The following is a 17081-nucleotide window of genomic DNA, read 5'->3' as shown; positions in this document are numbered from 1 at the left end:
GTGCAGGGGGCGGCCAGGGACCGGCTACGCGGCCGGCACCTGCTCCGGGGCCTGCGGGGCCTGCTCGACGGCGCCCTCGCGCTGCTCCGGCGGCACCGACGTGCGCGGCAGCATGAACATCACCGCGAAGATCATCACCAGGACGGCCACGATCCACCACAGCGCCCCGTGGAAGGCCTCCACGTACGGCGGTCCGAAGACGGAGTCGTCGTCCATCTGCCCGAAGAAGACCACCGAGGTCAGGCCGAGGCCCAGGGCGTTGCCCATCTGCCCGGTGGTGTTGATCAGCCCGGAGGCGGAGCCGGCGTGCTCGCGGGGCACCTGGGACAGCACGGTGTCGGTGAGCGGGGCCACGATCAGGCCCATGCCGAGGCCCATGACGATCAGCGGGGCGGCCATCTGCCAGGAGGCGATCTCCATGCCGAAGTGCTTCGCCTCCCAGATGTAGAGCAGGATGCCCGCCGCCATGGTCAGGGCGCCCGCCTGGAGCACCTTTCGACCGAAGCGCGGGACGAGCTTCTGCACCGACAGGCCGGCGGCGAGCGAGACGGCGATGGAGAACGGGACACCGGTGAGGCCGGCCCGCAGGGCGCTCCAGCCGAGGCCCATCTGCATGTACAGCGTCCAGACCAGGAAGAAGATGCCGGTCGCGAGGCCGAAGGTCAGCTGGACGGCGATACCGCCCGCAAAGCTCTTGATCTTGAAGAGGGAGAGCTCGACCAGCGGGGAGCCGTCCTTGCGGATCTTGTGCTTCTCGTACGCGATGAACGCGGCGAAGACGAAGGGCACCAAGGCCATGGAGACGAAGCCCCACAGCGGCCAGTCGTTCTCCCGGCCGTGGGTCAGCGGGAAGATCAGCATGACCAGGCCGAGGGTCGCGAGGACGACGCCGACCAGGTCGAGGCGCAGGGCCGTGGGGGCCTTGGACTCGGTGATGAAGGCGCGGCCGAGCAGCACACCGGCGATGCCGACGGGCAGGTTGATCAGGAAGATCGGGCGCCATTCGAGGCCGAAGAGGTTCCACTGGGTCAGCAGGGCGCCGAGCAGCGGGCCCGAGACGGCGCCGAGACCGACGATCGCGCCGAACATGCCGAAGACCTTGCCGCGCTCGTGGGGCGGGAAGCTGACGTGGATGATCGCCAGCACCTGCGGGACCATCATGGCCGCCATGCCGCCCTGGAGGATGCGGGCGGCGACGAGCACGTCGGGGTCGGGGGCGATGCCGCAGAGCAGCGAGGCGGCGGTGAAGCCCGCAATGCCGATGAGGAAGAGCCTCTTGCGGCCGTAGATGTCCCCGAGGCGGCCGCCGGTGATCAGTCCGGCCGCGAAGGCGAGCGCGTAGCCGGCGGTGATCCACTGGATGGCGCTGGTGGAGGCGCCGAAGTCGCCGCGCATGCTGGGTATCGCGATGTTGACGATCGTGACGTCGACCAGGTCCATGAAGGCCGCGGTCATCACGATGGCGAGCGCCAGCCAGCGGCGCCGGTCGGCGACGGGGACGTCGGAGGCCTCGGGTTCGGCGAGGGCGGAATTCCGCTCTTCGGATGCGGGCCCGGTCTTTCCTCCGGGCGATGTCATGGTCGTCTCGCTGCTCATGGGGAGAAACCTAGACCGGGTCTAGGTCAGATGGTGTCCTATTTCCCTGGCAGCCTGGATCCCATGACCGACACTCCGGCACGGCTCCTCACCCTCCTCTCCCTGTTGCAGACCCCGCGCGAATGGCCCGGCAGCGAACTGGCGGACCGGCTGCGAGTCAGTACGCGCACGATCCGCCGCGACATCGACCGGTTGCGGGAGCTGGGGTACCCGGTGGAGGCCACGATGGGCCCGGAGGGCGGGTACCGGCTGGTGGCGGGCGCGGCGATGCCGCCGCTGCTGCTGGACGACGAGGAGGCCGTCGCGATCGCGGTGGGGCTGCGGGCGGGGGCCGGGCACGCCGTCGAGGGGGTCGAAGAGGCCTCCGTGCGGGCGCTGGCCAAGCTGGAGCAGGTGCTGCCGGGGCGGCTGCGGCACCGGGTGGGCGCCCTGCAGTCGGCCACGATCGCGGTGACCCGCGGCGACGGGGCGACCGTGGACCCGCACACGCTGACGACGATGGCCTCGGCGGTGGCCGGGCAGGAGCGGCTGCGGTTCGCGTACCGGGCGCGGGACGGGGCCGCCACGCGGCGGCTGGTGGAGCCGTACCGGCTGGTGAGCACGGGCAGCCGGTGGTACCTGGTGGCCTACGACATGGACCGGGAGGACTGGCGGACCTTCCGCGTGGACCGGGTGGCGGAGCCCTTCGCGACCGGCGCCCGGTTCACCCCGCGCGAGCTGCCGATGGACGCCGTGGAGTTCGTCCGCAGGGGGCTGCACGGCCGGCAGACGTACGCGGTGGAGGTCGGCTTCGGCGTCGGGGCGCAGGAGCTGCCCGGCTGGCTACAGGGGCACGCCGCGTCGGCGGAGGGGGCCGCGGCGGCGGACGGGGCCGCGGCGGCGGGCGCGGATGCGGATGCAGGCACGGATGCGGGCGCGGGCGCGGGGTGCCTGGTGCGGTTCGAGACCGGGGAGTCCCCGGAGTGGCTCGCGGCCCGGCTGGCGCTGACGGGCCTGCCGTTCACCGTCCACGCACCGGGACTCCTGGGTGAGGCGGCCCGGTCGCTGGCTGGGCGGCTCACGGCGGGCGCCGGGGCCGCCGGGGTCGGGTAGCGGCGGGCAACCGGAAGCCCCCGGCACCTGGAGGGGGCGGCGCCGGGGGCTGGTACCGGGGGTGGGCCCGACGGGGCCGGGCCCGTCAGGCCACTGCGTCGAAGCCGGTGTCGCGCGCCATGCGCTTGAGCTCCAGCAGTGCGTGCTTCTCGATCTGCCGGATCCGCTCGCGGGTCAGCCCGTGCTGCTTTCCGACCTCGGTCAGGGTCCGCTCCCGGCCGTCGTCGATGCCGTACCGCATCTTGATGATCGACGCCGTGCGCTGGTCGAGCTTGCCCAGCAGGTCTTCCAGTTCCTCGCTGCGCAGCAGGGAGAGGACGGACTGCTCCGGGGAGATCGCCGAGGTGTCCTCCAGGAGGTCGCCGAACTGCGTCTCGCCCTCGTCGTCCACGGACATGTTCAGGCTGACCGGGTCCCGGGCCCAGTCGAGCACGTCGCCCACGCGCTGCTCCGTCGAGTCCAGCTCGGCGGCTATCTCCGCGTGCTCGGGCTCGCGGCCGTTCTCCCGGTTGAACTCCCGCTGGATGCGGCGGATCCGGCCGAGCTCCTCGACGAGGTGGACGGGGAGGCGGATGGTGCGCGACTGGTCGGCGATGGACCGGGTGATGGCCTGGCGGATCCACCACGTCGCGTACGTGGAGAACTTGAAGCCCTTGGTGTAGTCGAACTTCTCCACCGCGCGGACCAGGCCCGCGTTGCCCTCCTGGATCAGGTCGAGCAGGGGCAGGCCGCTGCGCGGGTAGCGGCGGGCGACGGCCACGACGAGGCGCAGGTTGGAGCGGATGAACGTCTCCTTGGCCCGCTCCCCCTCCGCGGCCAGGACCTCCAGCTCCGCTCGGCTGGGCGCGTCCCCCTCGCGCTCCACCTCACCGTCGAGGATCTGCCGGGCGTACACGCCCGCCTCGATGATCTGGGACAGTTCCACTTCCTTGGCCGCATCGAGCAGCGGGGTGCGCGCGATCTCGTCCAGGTACATGCCGACCAGGTCGCGGTCGGCGATCTCCCCGCCGGCAGCGCGGGCGCTGCCCTCGGACTGGTGGCGGGCGACGGCGCGGGTTGCCATGCGTGCTCCCTTGCAAATGTGTGAGGTCGCGGTGCGGCTGCTGGAACGCGGCTCTGCGTCCCCGGACACTCTCCCGAGTGCCCGCTTCCTAGGGAGACAACGGCTGGAATCAGGACAGAATTCCCACGCCTGCCTCTCTTTTTCGCGATCTTGCAGTATCCTGCCCCGCCGCTCCCTGGAAGGGCGGCAGTGCCGACCTGCCAGAACGCGAGGAGTCGCAGGTCAGGCCGGGGGCGGGGATGATCGAAAAGCCCTCGCCGGCCGCGCGCGGACCGGGGCCGGCGCAGCGCCTGTGAGACCGCCGTCACACGGACGGCGGAAGCACTCCTGCCCCGGAAGACGACTCCCGGCGGCTTCTGGTTGCGCGGATCGGACCTCCGGGCGGCACACAGAGGCCCAAGGGGGTGGCGGGGGCATCCGCCGGGACCTGGCCCGCAGCGGGGCCTACCCGAACTGGACCGAGCGCTTCGACAGGCCCATCCAGAAGCCGTCCACCGCGTCCGTCCGACGGCCGAGGTCGCCGGCGGCGTCGGCCGCGCCGAGGGTGACGAAGAGCGGGGCGAAGTGCTCCGTGCGCGGGTGGGCGAGCGGGCCCGCCGGGGATCGGGCCTCGAAGTCCAGCAGGGCGTCGACGTCCGAGGCGTCCAGCGCCTCCCGACCCCAGGCGTCGAACTCCGCCGACCAGGCGGGCACCCCCGGCCCGGTGTGGCGCAGGGCGGCCAGGTTGTGGGTGAAGAAGCCACTGCCGACGATCAGGACGCCCTCGTCGCGCAAGGGGGCCAGCTTGCGGCCGACGCCCATCAGGCGCTGCGGGTCGAGCGTGGGCAGGGAGATCTGCAGCACCGGGACGTCGGCGCCCGGGTACATCTCCGCGAGCGGGACGTACGCCCCGTGGTCGAGGCCGCGGTCCGGGACGTCCTGGACGGGGGCGCCGGGGGCGCGCAGCAGTTTCCGCACGGCGGCGGCGAGGTCCGGGGCTCCCGGGGCGTCGTAGCGGACCCGGTAGTAGCGCTCGGGGAAGCCCCAGAAGTCGTACACGAGCGGTGCGCGCTCGGTGGCGCCGAGGGCGAGCGGGGCCTCCTCCCAGTGCGCGGAGACCATGAGGATCGCCCGGGGGCGGGGCAGGGCGGCGGACCAGGCGGCGAGTTCGCCGGGCCAGACCGGGTCGTCGGCGAGCGGGGGTGCGCCGTGGCTCAGGTAGAGCGCGGGCATGCGGGTCGGGCCCGGGGAGGTCGCGTCCGCGGCGGCTGCGGTCGGGTGTGCGTGCAGGGGCGGGACGGGGGTCTCGGCGGGGGTCACGGTGGCGCTCCTCGGTCGTCCTCGCGGGGCCTGGGGCAAGACGGACCCCGCGTCGTTCAAATTTGAACGACGCGGGGTCGATCGTCATTCCCGGGAGGTCCCGCGGCCCGTCAGTGGGCGATCACCGGGACCTTCACCTCGGCCTCGCCGCCCGCTCCGGACCCGGACGCCACCGGGCCGCCGGCCCCTGGACGGCCCGTGTTGACGAAGGTCAGGGCGACGGCCGCGCTGGCGAGGAGGATGCCGACCGCCCACCAGATGGCGCTGGAGTAGCCCTCCACCATCGCCCGGGCCTGCAGCAGCTGCGCCGCGGCGCCGCCGGTCGGGGCCTCGGCCGCGTGGTCGGCCAGGTACGCGGTGGTCGCCGAGGCGGCGATGGTGTTCAGCAGGGCGGTGCCGATGGCGCCGCCGACCTGCTGCGAGGTGTTGACCATGGCGGAAGCGACGCCTGCGTCGGCCGGGCCCACCCCGTGCGTGGACAGGGACATCGCGGGCATGAACGCCGTACCCATGCCGAGTCCCAGCAGCAGCTGCGCCGGCAGGATCAGCGCCGGGTACGAGGAGCCGACCTCCAGCTGGGTCAGCATCAGCATGCCGGCGGCGGCGACCAGGAAGCCCGGCCCCATCAGCAGCCGCGGCGGGACCCGGGTCATCAGGCGGGCACCGATCTGCGTGGAGCCCGTGATCATGCCCGCGATCATCGGCAGGAAGGCGAAGCCGGTCTTGACCGGCGAGAAGCCCTTCACGACCTGGAGGTAGTAGGTCAGGAAGAGGAACAGGCCGAACATCGCGATGACGGCCAGGCCCAGGGAGAGGTAGACACCACCGCGGTTGCGCTCCAGCAGGACGCGCAGCGGCAGCAGCGGGGACTTCACCTGGGCCTCGGTGAAGACGAACGCCGCCAGCAGGGCCGCCGAGGCGATGAACATGCCCACGGTCACCTCGTCCGACCAGCCGGCCGACTCGGCGCGCGTGAACCCGTACACCAGCGCCACGAGGCCGAGTGTGGACAGGACGACGCCGGGAATGTCCAGCGGGGCGCGGTTGCGGCCCCCGGCGGGCTCGCGGACGGCCAGCCAGGCGCCCGCCGCCGCGACCACGGCGAACGGGATGTTGACGTAGAAGGTCCAGCGCCAGTTGAGGTACTCGGTGAGGAAACCACCGAGGATCAGGCCGACGGCGCCGCCGCCGCCCGCGATCGCGCCGAAGATGCCGAAGGCCTTGGCCCGCTCGGCGGCATCGGTGAACGTGACGGCCAGCAGGGACAGGGCCGCCGGGGCGAGCAGCGCGCCGAAGGCGCCCTGCAGCGCGCGGGCGCCGAGCATCATCGCCTCGCTGGTGGCGGCGCCGCCGAGCGCGGAGGCCAGGGCGAAGCCGACGAGCCCGACGACGAACGCGTTCTTGCGGCCCCACTTGTCGGCGATGCGGCCGCCGAAGAGGAGCAGGCCGCCGAACGCGAGCGCGTAGGCGGTGATGACCCACTGGCGGTTGCCGTCGGAGATGCCCAGGTCGGTCTGGGCGGAGGGCAGCGCGATGTTCACGATCGTCGCGTCGAGGACGACCATCAGCTGCGCCAGGGCGATGAAGACGAGCGCTTTCCAGCGGTTGGAATCGGCAGTCGGCGCCGGGGGCGACGACGGGGCCGGCGCGCTTGTCGCGGCCGTTTTCGGCATGGGGGTACCCACTTCAGTGCTCGGCGTACGGAAATGACGGATTTGGTGTGATTGACGGGGATTTAAGACGCTAACGGGCCCGGCCCGGAACGTCACACGGTTTTCTGCCTGAGGTCGTCGAGGGTGGCGGCCGCACCGGGCAGCCGGGAACGGGCCGGGGTCCGCAACCCGTCGAGGAGGAGCTGGAGATGGCGGTGGACGAACACGTCCCCGTCGATGCAGGTGACGCCCGGGAGGGGGCGACTGAGCTGGGACAGGGCGACCATCAGGTCACCGACGCCGACATCGTCCCGGATCAGGCCCGCGTCCTGACCGGCGGTCAGCAGCCCCTCGGCCGTCTCCGCCAACCGGTCGCGGGCGGTGACGAGTTCGGGGTGCTCGCGGTCGAAGTCGCCACTGAGCATGGCGCACAGGGCGCCGATCCGCTCGTCCGCGGCGGTGTGCGTGAAGCGGCACAGCGCGGCGAACGCGTCGGGCTCCTCGGCGAGCGACCGCCGCGCCTCGGCCGTGACCCGGTCCATCACGAACAGCACGACGTGGTGGACCAGGGTGGCGCGGTCGGGGAAATGGCGGTACAGGGTGGCGTTGCCGACACCCGCCCGGCGGGCGACCTCGTCGAACGGCGCGCCGGAGCCGTGCTCGACGAACACCTCCCGCGCCGCCACCAGGATCCGCTCGCGGTTGCGCACGGCGTCGGCGCGCGGACGCGGGGCCGCGGCGACGGCGGTGCTGATTCCGGTGCCGGTGCCGGCACTGGCGCTGGCGCCCTTCATGCACATCCCCCTCGACCTGGACCTCGTACGAACCGAACCGAACCGACCCGCACCGCCGTCCTCGAAGCGGGGAGCCGGTCCCCGTTTCGGAGACACCCGTGCAAACGGGGATTGCGTCCCCGGTTATTTCACTCATCCGTGTGACCTGGACCACTCCCCCGTTCCCGTTCGGCGCACCCGGCGCGCGGGCGCGTCGTGGCCGACGGAGGGTGATCGCACGGAGCGCAGCCCGGGTCCGGCCGGCTGCCGCGGACCCGAAGGCGATCTCCATGCCGCAGACCCGCCACCGGATACGCAGACCACACCGCGCCGGCGCCTACATCGGCCTCACCGCACTGGCCCTCGGCGTCGCCGCCACCGCCAGCACGGGAATGGCGGGCCGCGGACAGTCCGCGGCAGGTCCCGCCGCCACCGCCGCCGAGTCGGCGCTCGCGCCCTGCCGGATCGCCGGCGCGACGGGCGTGCAGATGTCCGAGGGCCTGCCGACACCGCCCGGCTACTCCCGTTCGACCGGCGAGGTCCGGGCGCTGAACCTGATGGTCGACTTCCCCGACGCCAAAGGCGAGGGAACGGCCCTGGACCGGCTGGCGGAGTTCTTCCCGCAGACCGCGGAGTGGTTCCGCACCAGCTCCTACGGGAGGCTCAGCTACCGCGCCGAGGCCCCGATCAAGACGTGGCTGCGGATGCCGATGCCGTTCGCCGCGTACGGGATCGAGCGCGGGTCCCCGTACGAGCCGGGCTACCGCCAGCTCGTCGAGCACATCGTCCAGGCCGCCGACCACGACGTGGACTTCCGCGCGTACGACCTGGTCAACATCCTGGTCACGCCGAACGCCGGGCCCTCGGCCCTGGACACCGTGCTGTCGGTGACCTTCTCCGGCAACGCCGAGGCCCCGGTGGCGGACGGCGTGCCGCTCGCCAACACGTCGTTCGTCTACAGCCGGCAGGACGACGGCTCCGGCTCCTACCGGGAGACCGGCTACCGGGTGCTGCCGCACGAGAACGGGCACGTCTTCGGCCTGCCCGACCTGTACACCGCCGACGGCGGCGGCGCGGTCGGGCACTGGGACATCATGAGCGAGGACTGGGGCGCCAACAACGACCTGCTGGGCTGGCACAAGTGGAAGCTGGGCTGGCTCGACGGCACGCAGATCAGCTGCGCCGCGAAGTCCGGCGTCAGCGACCACACCCTGTCACCGCTGGCGGTCGAGGGCGGCACCAAGCTGGCCTTCGTCCCGCTGTCGGACAGCTCCGGGTACGCGGTGGAGGTAAGGACCCGGGCCGGGAACGACGAGGCCGTCTGCAAACCTGGCGTGCTCATCTACAAGGTGGACTCGCTGATCGACACCGGACAGGGCCCGGTGACGGTCCTGGACAGCGCGGCCGGCAGCGGCGGCTGCACCCGGCGGCCCAACGTGCACGGGGAACTGTCGGACGCGCCGTTCCGGTCGGGCGAGACCTTCACGGACGAGAAGGCGGGCATCAGCATCTCGGTGGTGGGCGAGCTGCGCAACGGCAGCTTCCAGGTGCGCATCACCCGCCCGTGAGCCCGCGCCCGCGGCTGCCCCGGTACTCCTCCCACGTCCACAGCAGCTGCCGGCGGGCCAGGACGCCGACGGCGTGGCGCCGGTACTTCGCGGTGCCGCGGACGTCGTCGATCGGATTGCAGGACGCGGCGGCGAGCTCCCCGAACTGCCGGACGACGGAGGGCGTGAGGGCCTGCCCGGACTCCCAGAACCCGCCCTCCTCCAGCGCCGCGCACAGGAACTCCTCGGCGACCCCGGCCCGCACCGGGGTGGGCGCGGCGGACCCGATACCGGTCCGGACGGTCCGGCTCCGGGGGTGCAGGGCCATCCCGAAGGCGCACACGGCGATGACCATGGCGTTGCGCGTGCCGACCTTGGAGAACTGCTGGGGCCCGGTGGCGTTCGCGATCCGGATGGTCTTGATCAGCTCGTCGGGGGCGAGGGCGTTGCGCTTGACCCCGGTGTAGAACGCGTCGATCGGGATCAGCCGGGTTCCCCGCACGGACTCCGCCTCGACCTCGGCGCCGGCGGCGAGCAGCGCCGGGTGGGCGTCCCCGGCCGGGGAGGCGGTGCCGAGGTTGCCGCCGATGCTGCCGCGGTTGCGGATCTGCGGGGAGGCGACGGTGTGCGAGGCGAGGGCGAGCCCGGGCAGGGGGGCGCGCAGCCGCTCGACGACGTCGGTGTACGGGACGGCGGCACCGAGGACGGTGGTGTCCTCCCCGACCTCCCACTCGTAGAGCAGCCCGATGCGGGTGAGGTCCATGAGGTACTCGGGGCGGCGATGGTCGAAGTTGATCTCGACCATCACGTCGGTCCCGCCGGCGATCGGCAGGGCCGCGGGGTACTCGGCCTTGGCGGCGAGCGCCTCTTCCCAGGTGGCGGGGCGCAGGAACTCCATGGCGGCTCGCATTCGTCGCGGGGAGGCGGAGGGCGCCCGCCCCCTACCGGACCCATGGACCGTCCACCCGCCCCGCAAACCGGATCCCGGACATTTCCCCCGGCGCGGTGGCGACTCCGCGGCTCCCGCCGCCCGAACTGGACGCAGGGCGCGACCGCCCGGAATCCGGTCGTCGGCCTGTTCGGCGCGTTCGCCCGGCACTGATCCCCCGCCGGGCACGGACACGACCGGCGCACGCCTTCGTGGGCCTTGCGGAAAACCCTGAAGCCGCAGCTCAAGGGCTCTGACCGGCTGGGGTCAACAGCACTCCACGACCGTGCGCGTCGACAGCTGCGCAACGGTCGAACCACGGAGGCTGCGCCGCACCTCTCGCTCCTCGGCGCGTCCTGTGCAGAGCGAATCGCGCCACCGGGCAATGGCTCGAAACGAGTTGCCCAAGGGGGTGTTACGTATAACCATGAGCCTCGGGCTGGCGCTGTGGACCGACGAACGGCGAAGCCCGGCCATCAATTTCATCCGACTGTCCCGGAGGAGAACATGAACAACATCACCGCCTTCCTGAACGACGACCCGCGTCTCGACGCGATCTCGATCGAGCAGGCCGAGGGCACCGTGCTGGTGGAGCAGGGCGTCACCGTACTGGCGACCCCGTGCCCGAACTCCTTCGGGTGGGTCACCATCTTCGGCGGCTGAAACGCCGAGGCCGACGCTCCAGCCTCCGTGAGGGGCGGCCCAGCGACTGACCTCAGCACGCAAGTGAGCACGTCCGTCGCGTGGACGGAGACCTAGGTCTTCGCCACCGAGAGCCGGACCTTCGCGAGCCCGACCCGGTTCACGTGGCTCGCTGCGTTCCGCGGCGGCATGTCGGTGTTCGGTGCCGTGATCTGAACCTTCGAGGCCGGCCAGCGCTGGTCCAGGGGCGCTTCGGCGTCCGATGAAGCACAGGACTCTGCTGGGCCAGAGGCCATTTCTGGCCCAGCAGAGCGCTCAACCCCGTTCATGGAAAGAAGAAGTGCTCACCCGTGCGAGGTGGGGAGGCCCTCATGAAGCTGCCGAAGAAGATCCTATCCGCGCTGACCGGACCGATCCCTGTGACCCGGTCGCAGGCCATCGGGCTCTCGGAGCGCGTGTCCGCCCTCACCTCACTGGCCTCCTCCCTGGAGTACCTGGCCCAACGGAAGCAAACGCGCAGGGGCGGACTCCATCACTGGCCCACGTCCCGTGGTGTGCAAGGTCGGTCGACCCCCGTGACCCGCAAGTTCCTCGACGCCATCAGCGGAGAGACGACCACTGCCGCGCTGCACGTGGCCCGGGTCGCGGTGAGCGGGGGAATGCTGCTGCCCGGTCAGGCGCGGTGGCGGGGGGCGGGCAACCTCTTTCTCGGTGTCACCGCCGCCGCACTGTATCCGCGGCACCGGTACGGCACCGACGGGTCCGACCAGGTGTCGATTCTGGTGCAGACGGCCACCGGGCTGGCGCGTCTGTCCAGCCGCCCGCAGACCCAGGACGCCTTGCTGTGGTACGTCGCGCTGCAGGCCAACACCTCGTACCTCGTGTCAGGTTGGATGAAACTGCTGGGCAAGTCGTGGAGAGGCGCTACCGCACTCGGCGGCGTCATGCGGACCAGGACTTACGGCCACGAGCCCACCTTCGCGCTGACGAAGAAGTATCCGAAGGCCGCGAAGTACCTCACGTACGGTGTACTCGCCCTCGAGTGCCTCTTCCCGGTGGTCTACTTGGCCGACGGTCGGCTGGCCCGGCTCGTGATCACCAGTGCGGGGGCGTTCCACGTCGCGAACGGCCTGGTCATGGGGCTGGGGCGGTTCGTCACCGGATTCACTTCCATGCACCCGATGGTCGCCTACACCTCTACCCCCAGGACGTTTCCGTCCGCAGCCGGCCGTGACGACCGCATCCTGTTCGTCGGAGCGACGCTGCTGGCCGGGGCCGTATCGGTGGCCGGGGCAGTCGCGGTCCAGCGACGCATGCGTACGCTCGAAGGTTGGTCGCACTCCGACTACCTGACGACCCGCCACGGAAGCACACTGCAGTACGAGCAGAGTGAGGGTGACGACCCGACCCTCCCGGTCCTGGTCTTCGTCAACGGCATGGTCTCCACATCGGAGCACTTCACGTGGATCACGGAGAAGATCGAGCAGGAGAGCGGATACGGCGTGGTCACCTATGCCCGTGCCGGCTATGCCGGCAGCAGGTACAGGAGCACCTCCCCCTATTGTCTGGCGGAGTCGGTCGACGACTTGGTGGACCTGGTCCGCGGCGTCGTCCCCGAAGCCCGCAAGGTCGTGCTGATCGGTCACTCGCTCGGCGGTGAACTGGCCCGCCGGGCTGCCGCGGACCTAGGAGACCGACTGCAAGCCATCGTCTATCTGGACTCCTCTCACCCCGAGGAGCTGAACCGGTCGAACCAGCAGAGCAAGGCCGCCGAGAGCCTTGGCGTCCTGATGAACACGATGACCCGGTCCCTCAATGCCGGCCTCGGCATTCTCATGGCGCGGCCGGCCTGGCTGGAAGCACTGCCCGCCAACTGCCGCAGCCGGGCCTTCGCCCAGTACGCGGACGCGCGCATGTGGGAGGCCGGCCGCCGTGAGTGGGACGCCGTCGAGCGGGAGTTCCGGGCCTTCGACGGGAATCTGCCCGTCGTCGGGACGCATGCCCTGGTGATCTCCGCGCAGCACACCGTCGACCGCGACCCGGAGCAGTTGTTGATGCACAACGAAATCGCCGCATCGCACCGGGGCGAGGGGCGCCGCGTGGAGAGCTGCGTGCTGGATGGCGCCGACCACGACTCGCTGCTGACCGGCGCCCGTTTCGCCACCGAGGCGGGCCGCCGGATCATCACCTTCCTCGACGGGACGCTGGCGGCTGACGCAGAGCAGGTGCGCGACGAAGAGGAGACGGGGCAGTGAAGCAGCTGATGAAGAAGGCCTTCACCGGCCCCGGTGCGACCGCGCGGATCGCGGGCGCCGCCCTGCTGGTCGGCACGCTCGCCGCACAGCACCCGAACCCGACCTTCAACCGGATTCAGCGTAAGGACACCTTCGCGCTGCTGCCGAACTGGCGGTTCTTCGCACCGGAACCGGCAGTGCACGATTACCACTTCTTCTACCGCACGCTGAACACCGCGGGTGAGAGATCGCCCTGGCAGCCGGTCGACCTGATAGCCGGACGGAGATTTCACCAGATCCTTTGGTTCCCCGGCCGACGGGCCGAGAAGGCCGTGTACGACATCTGCAGCGAGATACTGCAGATCCTCGACAAGGGCTTCTCCACGATCGTCCGCACTCCCGGATACAGGGTGATCACCGCGTTCCTACGGGAGTGGATAGACGCCGAAGCGTCGGGTGACATCAAGGGGTTCCAGTTCGCTCTCGCACGGGCCACCGGATACGACACCTCCACCGCTCCGGAGATGATGTTCGTCTCGCCGTACACGCCCATGGACCCGGCCTCCGCCCCCGTCCGACTCCGAAGCCGGCAGCGGGGCGGCCGCGCCTCCTCCCCCACGCCTCTCGGCGCCCCACGACTGGCCGACACGTCTACGAGGAAGCGACAGACCGGATGACACACATCGACGACATCGGCTACGGCCGACAGTTCCACGGGTGGTACGACCGTTTGTTCCCCAAGGACGGCATGGCCGACCTCACGGCGAAGAAACTGGCGTCCCTGCACCCGGACCGCAGACTCGGCACCCTAGAGCTAGGTGTGGGAACCGGCCGCATCGCCATCCCGCTCTCCCGCGAGACCGGCCGGGTCGTGGGGGTGGACTCCTCGCCGGAGATGCTCTCGGCGCTGGCCCAGGACGCGGCGACCACGAGCGCCGACGTCGACGGGGTGCACGGTGACATCCGCACCTACACCGACGACCATCAGTACGGGCTGGTCTACTGCGTGTGCGGCACTCTGTCCATGCTGCTCGATCCCGCCGATCAGCAGCGGGCGGTCAGCCGGGCGGCTGACCGGCTCGCGCCCGGAGGCATCCTGGTCGTAGAGACGCACAACAAGCCCGGCATCCTCGCTCTCCACGAAGGGCAGCGACGGACGACCTACTTCGTGCCCTACCCCGAGCCCGGCACGGGCCTGCAGACCCACTCGACGCTGGCCCCCGAACGCGACCTGTGGCACTGCTCGCACATCTGGTTCGAGGCTGACGGCACCTCGCGGGTGGGCACGGAGATGAGCCGTCTCACCGCGCCGGAGGAGGTCGACGCCTACGCCGCTGCGGCCGGGCTCACACCTGAAGGCCGCTACGGCGACTGGAACTCGGCTCCCTACACACCTCAGGGTGCGATGTTCGTCAGTGTCTACCGCAAGGACGCCTGAACGGTCCCTCTGGAAGAACGTCCACTCGGGAGGTACGGCATGACCGACGCCGCAGTCGTGGGCACTGGGCCGAACGGACTGGCCGCCGCCGTCACCCTCGCCCGCGCGGGACTCAGGGTCTCGTTGTACGAGAAGGCCGACACCGTCGGCGGCGGACTGCGCACCACGGCCCTGTTCGACAGCGAGATCCGGCACGACATGTGCTCTGCCGTCCACCCGATGGCCGCTGCCTCGGCGTTCTTCCGCCGCTTCGACCTGCCGGCCCGCGGGGTACGGCTCCTGCAGCCGGAGATTCCCTACGCCCACCCCCTGCCAGGCGGCCGCGCCACGGCCGCCTGGCGAAGCATCGCCCACACCGCCGAGCATCTGGGAGTGGACGGGCCCCGGTGGGAACGCCTCATGCAGCCCCTGGTGTCCCGTTCCACCGCCGTGGTCGACCTGGTCCTCACGAGCCAGCGAGCCTTGCCCCGCGAGCCGGTCACCCCGTTGGTGCTGGCCTCACGGGTGCTGGCCCACGCCACGCGTCGCAGCCCGTTCACGACTCCGGAGGCCAGGGCCTTGCTGGCCGGCGTCGCCGCGCACGCCGTCGGCAAGCTCCCCTCCCTGGCCTCGGCGGTCGTGGCACTGCTGCTGGCGCACACGGCGCACAGCACCGGCTGGCCGTTGCCCGAGGGCGGCAGCGATCGAATCGCCGAGGCGATGGTTGCAGACATCACCGCGCACGGCGGCACGGTCCACACCGGGCACCACGTCCGTGACCTGGCGGAGTTGGGGAACGTCCCGCTCGTCCTGCTGGACGTCGGCCCCAAGGAGTTCCTCGCCCTTGCCGGGCAACGGCTGCCCGTCCGCTACCGGCGGGCCTTGGGCCGCTACCGATACGGCCCCGGAGCAGCCAAGGCGGACTTCCTCGTCAGCAGCCCCATCCCTTGGGCCAACCCGCTCGTGGGACAGGCCGGAACCGTGCACCTCGGTGGTACCCGTGCGGACATCATCCGGCAAGAGACCGCGACCGTCGCAGGGGAGCGCGTCCCCGACCCCTTCGTGCTGGTCGTCGACCCCGCCGTGACCGACCCGTCCCGGGCCGTGGCAGGAAAACGGCCCGTGTGGGCCTACGCCCATGTGCCCCACGGCGACACTCGTGACCCCGTACGACTGATCCGCGAACGGATCGAGGCGTACGCACCCGGGTTCACCGACACGGTCATCACCGCCCAAGGCCGATCGGCCGCCCGGTTCGAGGAGTACAACCCGAACTACGTCGGAGGCGACATCGCCGCCGGCGCGCTGTCCCTGCGCCAGTCTCTGGCCCGCCCGACGTTCCGCTGGGATCCGTACTCCACACCGTTGCCCGGCGTGTACCTGTGCTCGGCCGCCACACCGCCCGGGCCTTCGGTCCACGGCATGTGCGGCCATCTCGCGGCCCTGTCCGCACTTCGCCGCCACCACGGCATCCACACGGCACCGGACTTGTCCCCGCGACCCGGCCGTGCTCAGGCGTAACCGGTGCCGGTCCAGCCCTCCCCTGCGGGACTCGGCAGGGTCGCGGGGCACTCATGGCTGCGACCCGGGCCACGACTCTCAGAACGGTGCCGGTGTCGGTAGGAGCGCCGACATGGCCATTCCGCCGTCCGTCTGGGTGACATCGAGCGCACCTGCTTCCAGCAGGCGGTCGATGATGTCGGGCAGCCCTGCGCGCTGTGCCAGTCCTTGGACAACGACCAGGTCGGCGTCGTGCAGGCCGACCCCGACGCGCCAGGAACGCTCGGGCATGGAGCGGGCCACCTGGTCCAGACGGTGCGCCGGCACGCGTACGGTCAGCAGCGCATTGGTGGCACGTGCGTGAGCGCCGTCCAACAGCCGGGCCACGCCCTGGATCCTTCGTTGCCGGTCGGCGTCGCGCCACGCCTGAGGACTGGCGATGAGCCTCGGGGTGCAGGTGCGGATCGTCGTGATGATCCGCAGCCCGTTGTGGTTGAGTGAGGATCCCGTGTCGACGACGTCCACGATGGCATCGGCCAGCTCCGGGATCTTCGCTTCCGTGGCGCCGTACGAATGGACCACGTCCGCGCGGATTCCCGCGTCCTGGAGGAACCGACGGGTGATCGAGGGGTACTCGGTGGCGATGCGGGTGCCGTGGCCGAGATCCTGCACGGTCTGCGCCGCGTGTTGGGCCGGAACCGCCAGCACCACCCGCCAGGGGGCGTCCGTGGCCTTGGAGTAGGTGAAGGACACCACGCTCTCGACCTTGGCCCCGGTTTCCTCGATCCAGTCGGCGCCGGTCAGCCCGGCATCGAACGTCCCGTCCGCAACGACCAGGGGGATCTCTCGCGGCTTGAAGAAGGCGATCCGTATGGGGCCGCCGTAGGCAATGGTGCCCCGATATGCGCCTTCGGACGGCCTGGTCACTTCCAGGCCGGCCGCCGCGAACAGATCCAGGGTCCGCCGCTCGAGGGAAGACCCCTTGGGCAGTGCGAGGGAGAGCATGCGGTCCTCCTAGACGTGCAACAGCCGGTCGATTCCGGTGACAGGGGGTTCGGGTAGCGATGCCGGCCTGATCTCGATCTCACCCACCAGCATGTCCTTGGGGAAATCGTCGATGATCGAGGCGACGCCCTTGGCGACCGCGTGCGTCGTCATCTTGTGAGGATCCGCGTCACCGTCCAGGTTGGCGATGGCACCCGGTGAAATGAGGCACGCCCGCACACCGTTGTTCCGTTCTTCCAACAGGAGCGTCTCCGCGAAGGCCGCCCCCGCGGGCGGGGGGGCGGGGGGTGTGTGGGGCCCCGCGCTATATAAGGGGGGGGGGTGGGTGGGCCA

The 17081-nt window shown here is 71.1% G+C and carries 15 protein-coding genes; 7 read left to right on the top strand and 8 right to left on the bottom strand.

Features of this window, described 5'->3' with window-relative positions:
* Positions 1–24 precede the first annotated feature (24 nt).
* Complete coding sequence (locus ACFVGY_RS28515) at positions 25–1596, bottom strand: MFS transporter (protein WP_385682253.1); 1572 nt, start codon at positions 1594–1596, stop codon at positions 25–27.
* 63 nt (positions 1597–1659) lie between these two features.
* On the opposite strand from ACFVGY_RS28515, the gene ACFVGY_RS28510 reads away from it, so the two are divergent.
* Complete coding sequence (locus ACFVGY_RS28510; RefSeq protein ID WP_385682251.1) at positions 1660–2688, top strand: helix-turn-helix transcriptional regulator; 1029 nt, start codon at positions 1660–1662, stop codon at positions 2686–2688.
* Positions 2689–2773: 85 nt separating this feature from the next.
* Here the strand turns inward: ACFVGY_RS28510 and ACFVGY_RS28505 are convergent, their stop codons facing one another.
* The 4 genes from ACFVGY_RS28505 to ACFVGY_RS28490 form a co-directional block, all read right to left on the bottom strand.
* Positions 2774–3751, bottom strand: coding sequence for an RNA polymerase sigma factor RpoD/SigA (locus tag ACFVGY_RS28505; RefSeq protein WP_385682248.1), 978 nt, complete (start codon positions 3749–3751; stop codon positions 2774–2776).
* A 444-nt stretch (positions 3752–4195) separates the two neighbouring features.
* Positions 4196–4963 (bottom strand): dioxygenase, encoded by a 768-nt coding sequence (locus ACFVGY_RS28500; protein WP_385682297.1) that lies wholly within the window; start codon positions 4961–4963, stop codon positions 4196–4198.
* A gap of 197 nt (positions 4964–5160) precedes the next feature.
* Positions 5161–6723: an MFS transporter gene (locus tag ACFVGY_RS28495; RefSeq protein WP_385682245.1), complete on the bottom strand. Its 1563-nt coding sequence runs from the start codon at positions 6721–6723 to the stop codon at positions 5161–5163.
* 92 nt (positions 6724–6815) lie between these two features.
* Entirely contained in the window at positions 6816–7496 is a 681-nt protein-coding gene (locus ACFVGY_RS28490; protein ID WP_385682242.1) for a TetR/AcrR family transcriptional regulator, read from the bottom strand.
* A gap of 269 nt (positions 7497–7765) precedes the next feature.
* On the opposite strand from ACFVGY_RS28490, the gene ACFVGY_RS28485 reads away from it, so the two are divergent.
* The gene (locus tag ACFVGY_RS28485) at positions 7766–9043 is read left to right on the top strand and encodes a M6 family metalloprotease domain-containing protein (RefSeq protein WP_385682239.1); all 1278 of its coding nucleotides are present in this window, start codon (positions 7766–7768) and stop codon (positions 9041–9043) included.
* Here the strand turns inward: ACFVGY_RS28485 and ACFVGY_RS28480 are convergent.
* Positions 9030–9920: an FAD binding domain-containing protein gene (locus tag ACFVGY_RS28480; protein ID WP_385682236.1), complete on the bottom strand. Its 891-nt coding sequence runs from the start codon at positions 9918–9920 to the stop codon at positions 9030–9032. The two genes, ACFVGY_RS28485 and ACFVGY_RS28480, sit on opposite strands and share 14 nt — an antisense overlap.
* A 537-nt stretch (positions 9921–10457) precedes the next feature.
* On the opposite strand from ACFVGY_RS28480, the gene ACFVGY_RS28475 reads away from it, so the two are divergent.
* From ACFVGY_RS28475 to ACFVGY_RS28455, 5 genes are all read left to right on the top strand, one after another.
* The gene (locus ACFVGY_RS28475; RefSeq protein ID WP_385682234.1) at positions 10458–10613 is read left to right on the top strand and encodes a hypothetical protein; all 156 of its coding nucleotides are present in this window, start codon (positions 10458–10460) and stop codon (positions 10611–10613) included.
* Between the two features lie 554 nt (positions 10614–11167).
* The gene (locus ACFVGY_RS28470) at positions 11168–12847 is read left to right on the top strand and encodes an alpha/beta fold hydrolase (protein WP_385682231.1); all 1680 of its coding nucleotides are present in this window, start codon (positions 11168–11170) and stop codon (positions 12845–12847) included.
* The gene (locus ACFVGY_RS28465) at positions 12844–13503 is read left to right on the top strand and encodes a hypothetical protein (protein WP_385682228.1); all 660 of its coding nucleotides are present in this window, start codon (positions 12844–12846) and stop codon (positions 13501–13503) included. Before ACFVGY_RS28470 ends, ACFVGY_RS28465 begins: the two co-directional genes overlap by 4 nt.
* Positions 13500–14264: a class I SAM-dependent methyltransferase gene (locus tag ACFVGY_RS28460; RefSeq protein WP_385682225.1), complete on the top strand. Its 765-nt coding sequence runs from the start codon at positions 13500–13502 to the stop codon at positions 14262–14264. Before ACFVGY_RS28465 ends, ACFVGY_RS28460 begins: the two co-directional genes overlap by 4 nt.
* 39 nt (positions 14265–14303) lie before the next feature.
* Positions 14304–15764, top strand: a complete 1461-nt coding sequence (locus ACFVGY_RS28455; protein WP_385682223.1) for a phytoene desaturase family protein — start codon at positions 14304–14306, stop codon at positions 15762–15764.
* Between the two features lie 78 nt (positions 15765–15842).
* Here the strand turns inward: ACFVGY_RS28455 and hisG are convergent, their stop codons facing one another.
* The gene (hisG, locus tag ACFVGY_RS28450) at positions 15843–16748 is read right to left on the bottom strand and encodes an ATP phosphoribosyltransferase (RefSeq protein ID WP_385682220.1); all 906 of its coding nucleotides are present in this window, start codon (positions 16746–16748) and stop codon (positions 15843–15845) included.
* Positions 16749–16757: 9 nt separating this feature from the next.
* Positions 16758–16988: a hypothetical protein gene (locus ACFVGY_RS28445; RefSeq protein ID WP_385682217.1), complete on the bottom strand. Its 231-nt coding sequence runs from the start codon at positions 16986–16988 to the stop codon at positions 16758–16760.
* Between the last annotated feature and the right edge of the window lie 93 nt (positions 16989–17081).

The organism is Streptomyces sp. NPDC127106, assembly GCF_042677605.1.
In the GTDB taxonomy this organism is placed as follows: Bacteria; Actinomycetota; Actinomycetes; order Streptomycetales; family Streptomycetaceae; genus Streptomyces.
This window is presented reverse-complemented; position numbering and strand designations above follow the sequence as displayed.

Coding starts and splice junctions, on each gene's coding strand:
- ACFVGY_RS28485 (WP_385682239.1), top strand. CDS start 7,766: ATGCCGCAGACCCGCCACCGGATACGCAGACCACACCGCGCCGGCGCC.
- ACFVGY_RS28505 (WP_385682248.1), bottom strand. CDS start 3,751: ATGGCAACCCGCGCCGTCGCCCGCCACCAGTCCGAGGGCAGCGCCCGC.
- ACFVGY_RS28475 (WP_385682234.1), top strand. CDS start 10,458: ATGAACAACATCACCGCCTTCCTGAACGACGACCCGCGTCTCGACGCG.
- ACFVGY_RS28510 (WP_385682251.1), top strand. CDS start 1,660: ATGACCGACACTCCGGCACGGCTCCTCACCCTCCTCTCCCTGTTGCAG.
- ACFVGY_RS28495 (WP_385682245.1), bottom strand. CDS start 6,723: ATGCCGAAAACGGCCGCGACAAGCGCGCCGGCCCCGTCGTCGCCCCCG.
- hisG (WP_385682220.1), bottom strand. CDS start 16,748: ATGCTCTCCCTCGCACTGCCCAAGGGGTCTTCCCTCGAGCGGCGGACC.
- ACFVGY_RS28460 (WP_385682225.1), top strand. CDS start 13,500: ATGACACACATCGACGACATCGGCTACGGCCGACAGTTCCACGGGTGG.
- ACFVGY_RS28480 (WP_385682236.1), bottom strand. CDS start 9,920: ATGGAGTTCCTGCGCCCCGCCACCTGGGAAGAGGCGCTCGCCGCCAAG.
- ACFVGY_RS28500 (WP_385682297.1), bottom strand. CDS start 4,963: ATGCCCGCGCTCTACCTGAGCCACGGCGCACCCCCGCTCGCCGACGAC.
- ACFVGY_RS28515 (WP_385682253.1), bottom strand. CDS start 1,596: ATGAGCAGCGAGACGACCATGACATCGCCCGGAGGAAAGACCGGGCCC.
- ACFVGY_RS28455 (WP_385682223.1), top strand. CDS start 14,304: ATGACCGACGCCGCAGTCGTGGGCACTGGGCCGAACGGACTGGCCGCC.
- ACFVGY_RS28490 (WP_385682242.1), bottom strand. CDS start 7,496: ATGAAGGGCGCCAGCGCCAGTGCCGGCACCGGCACCGGAATCAGCACC.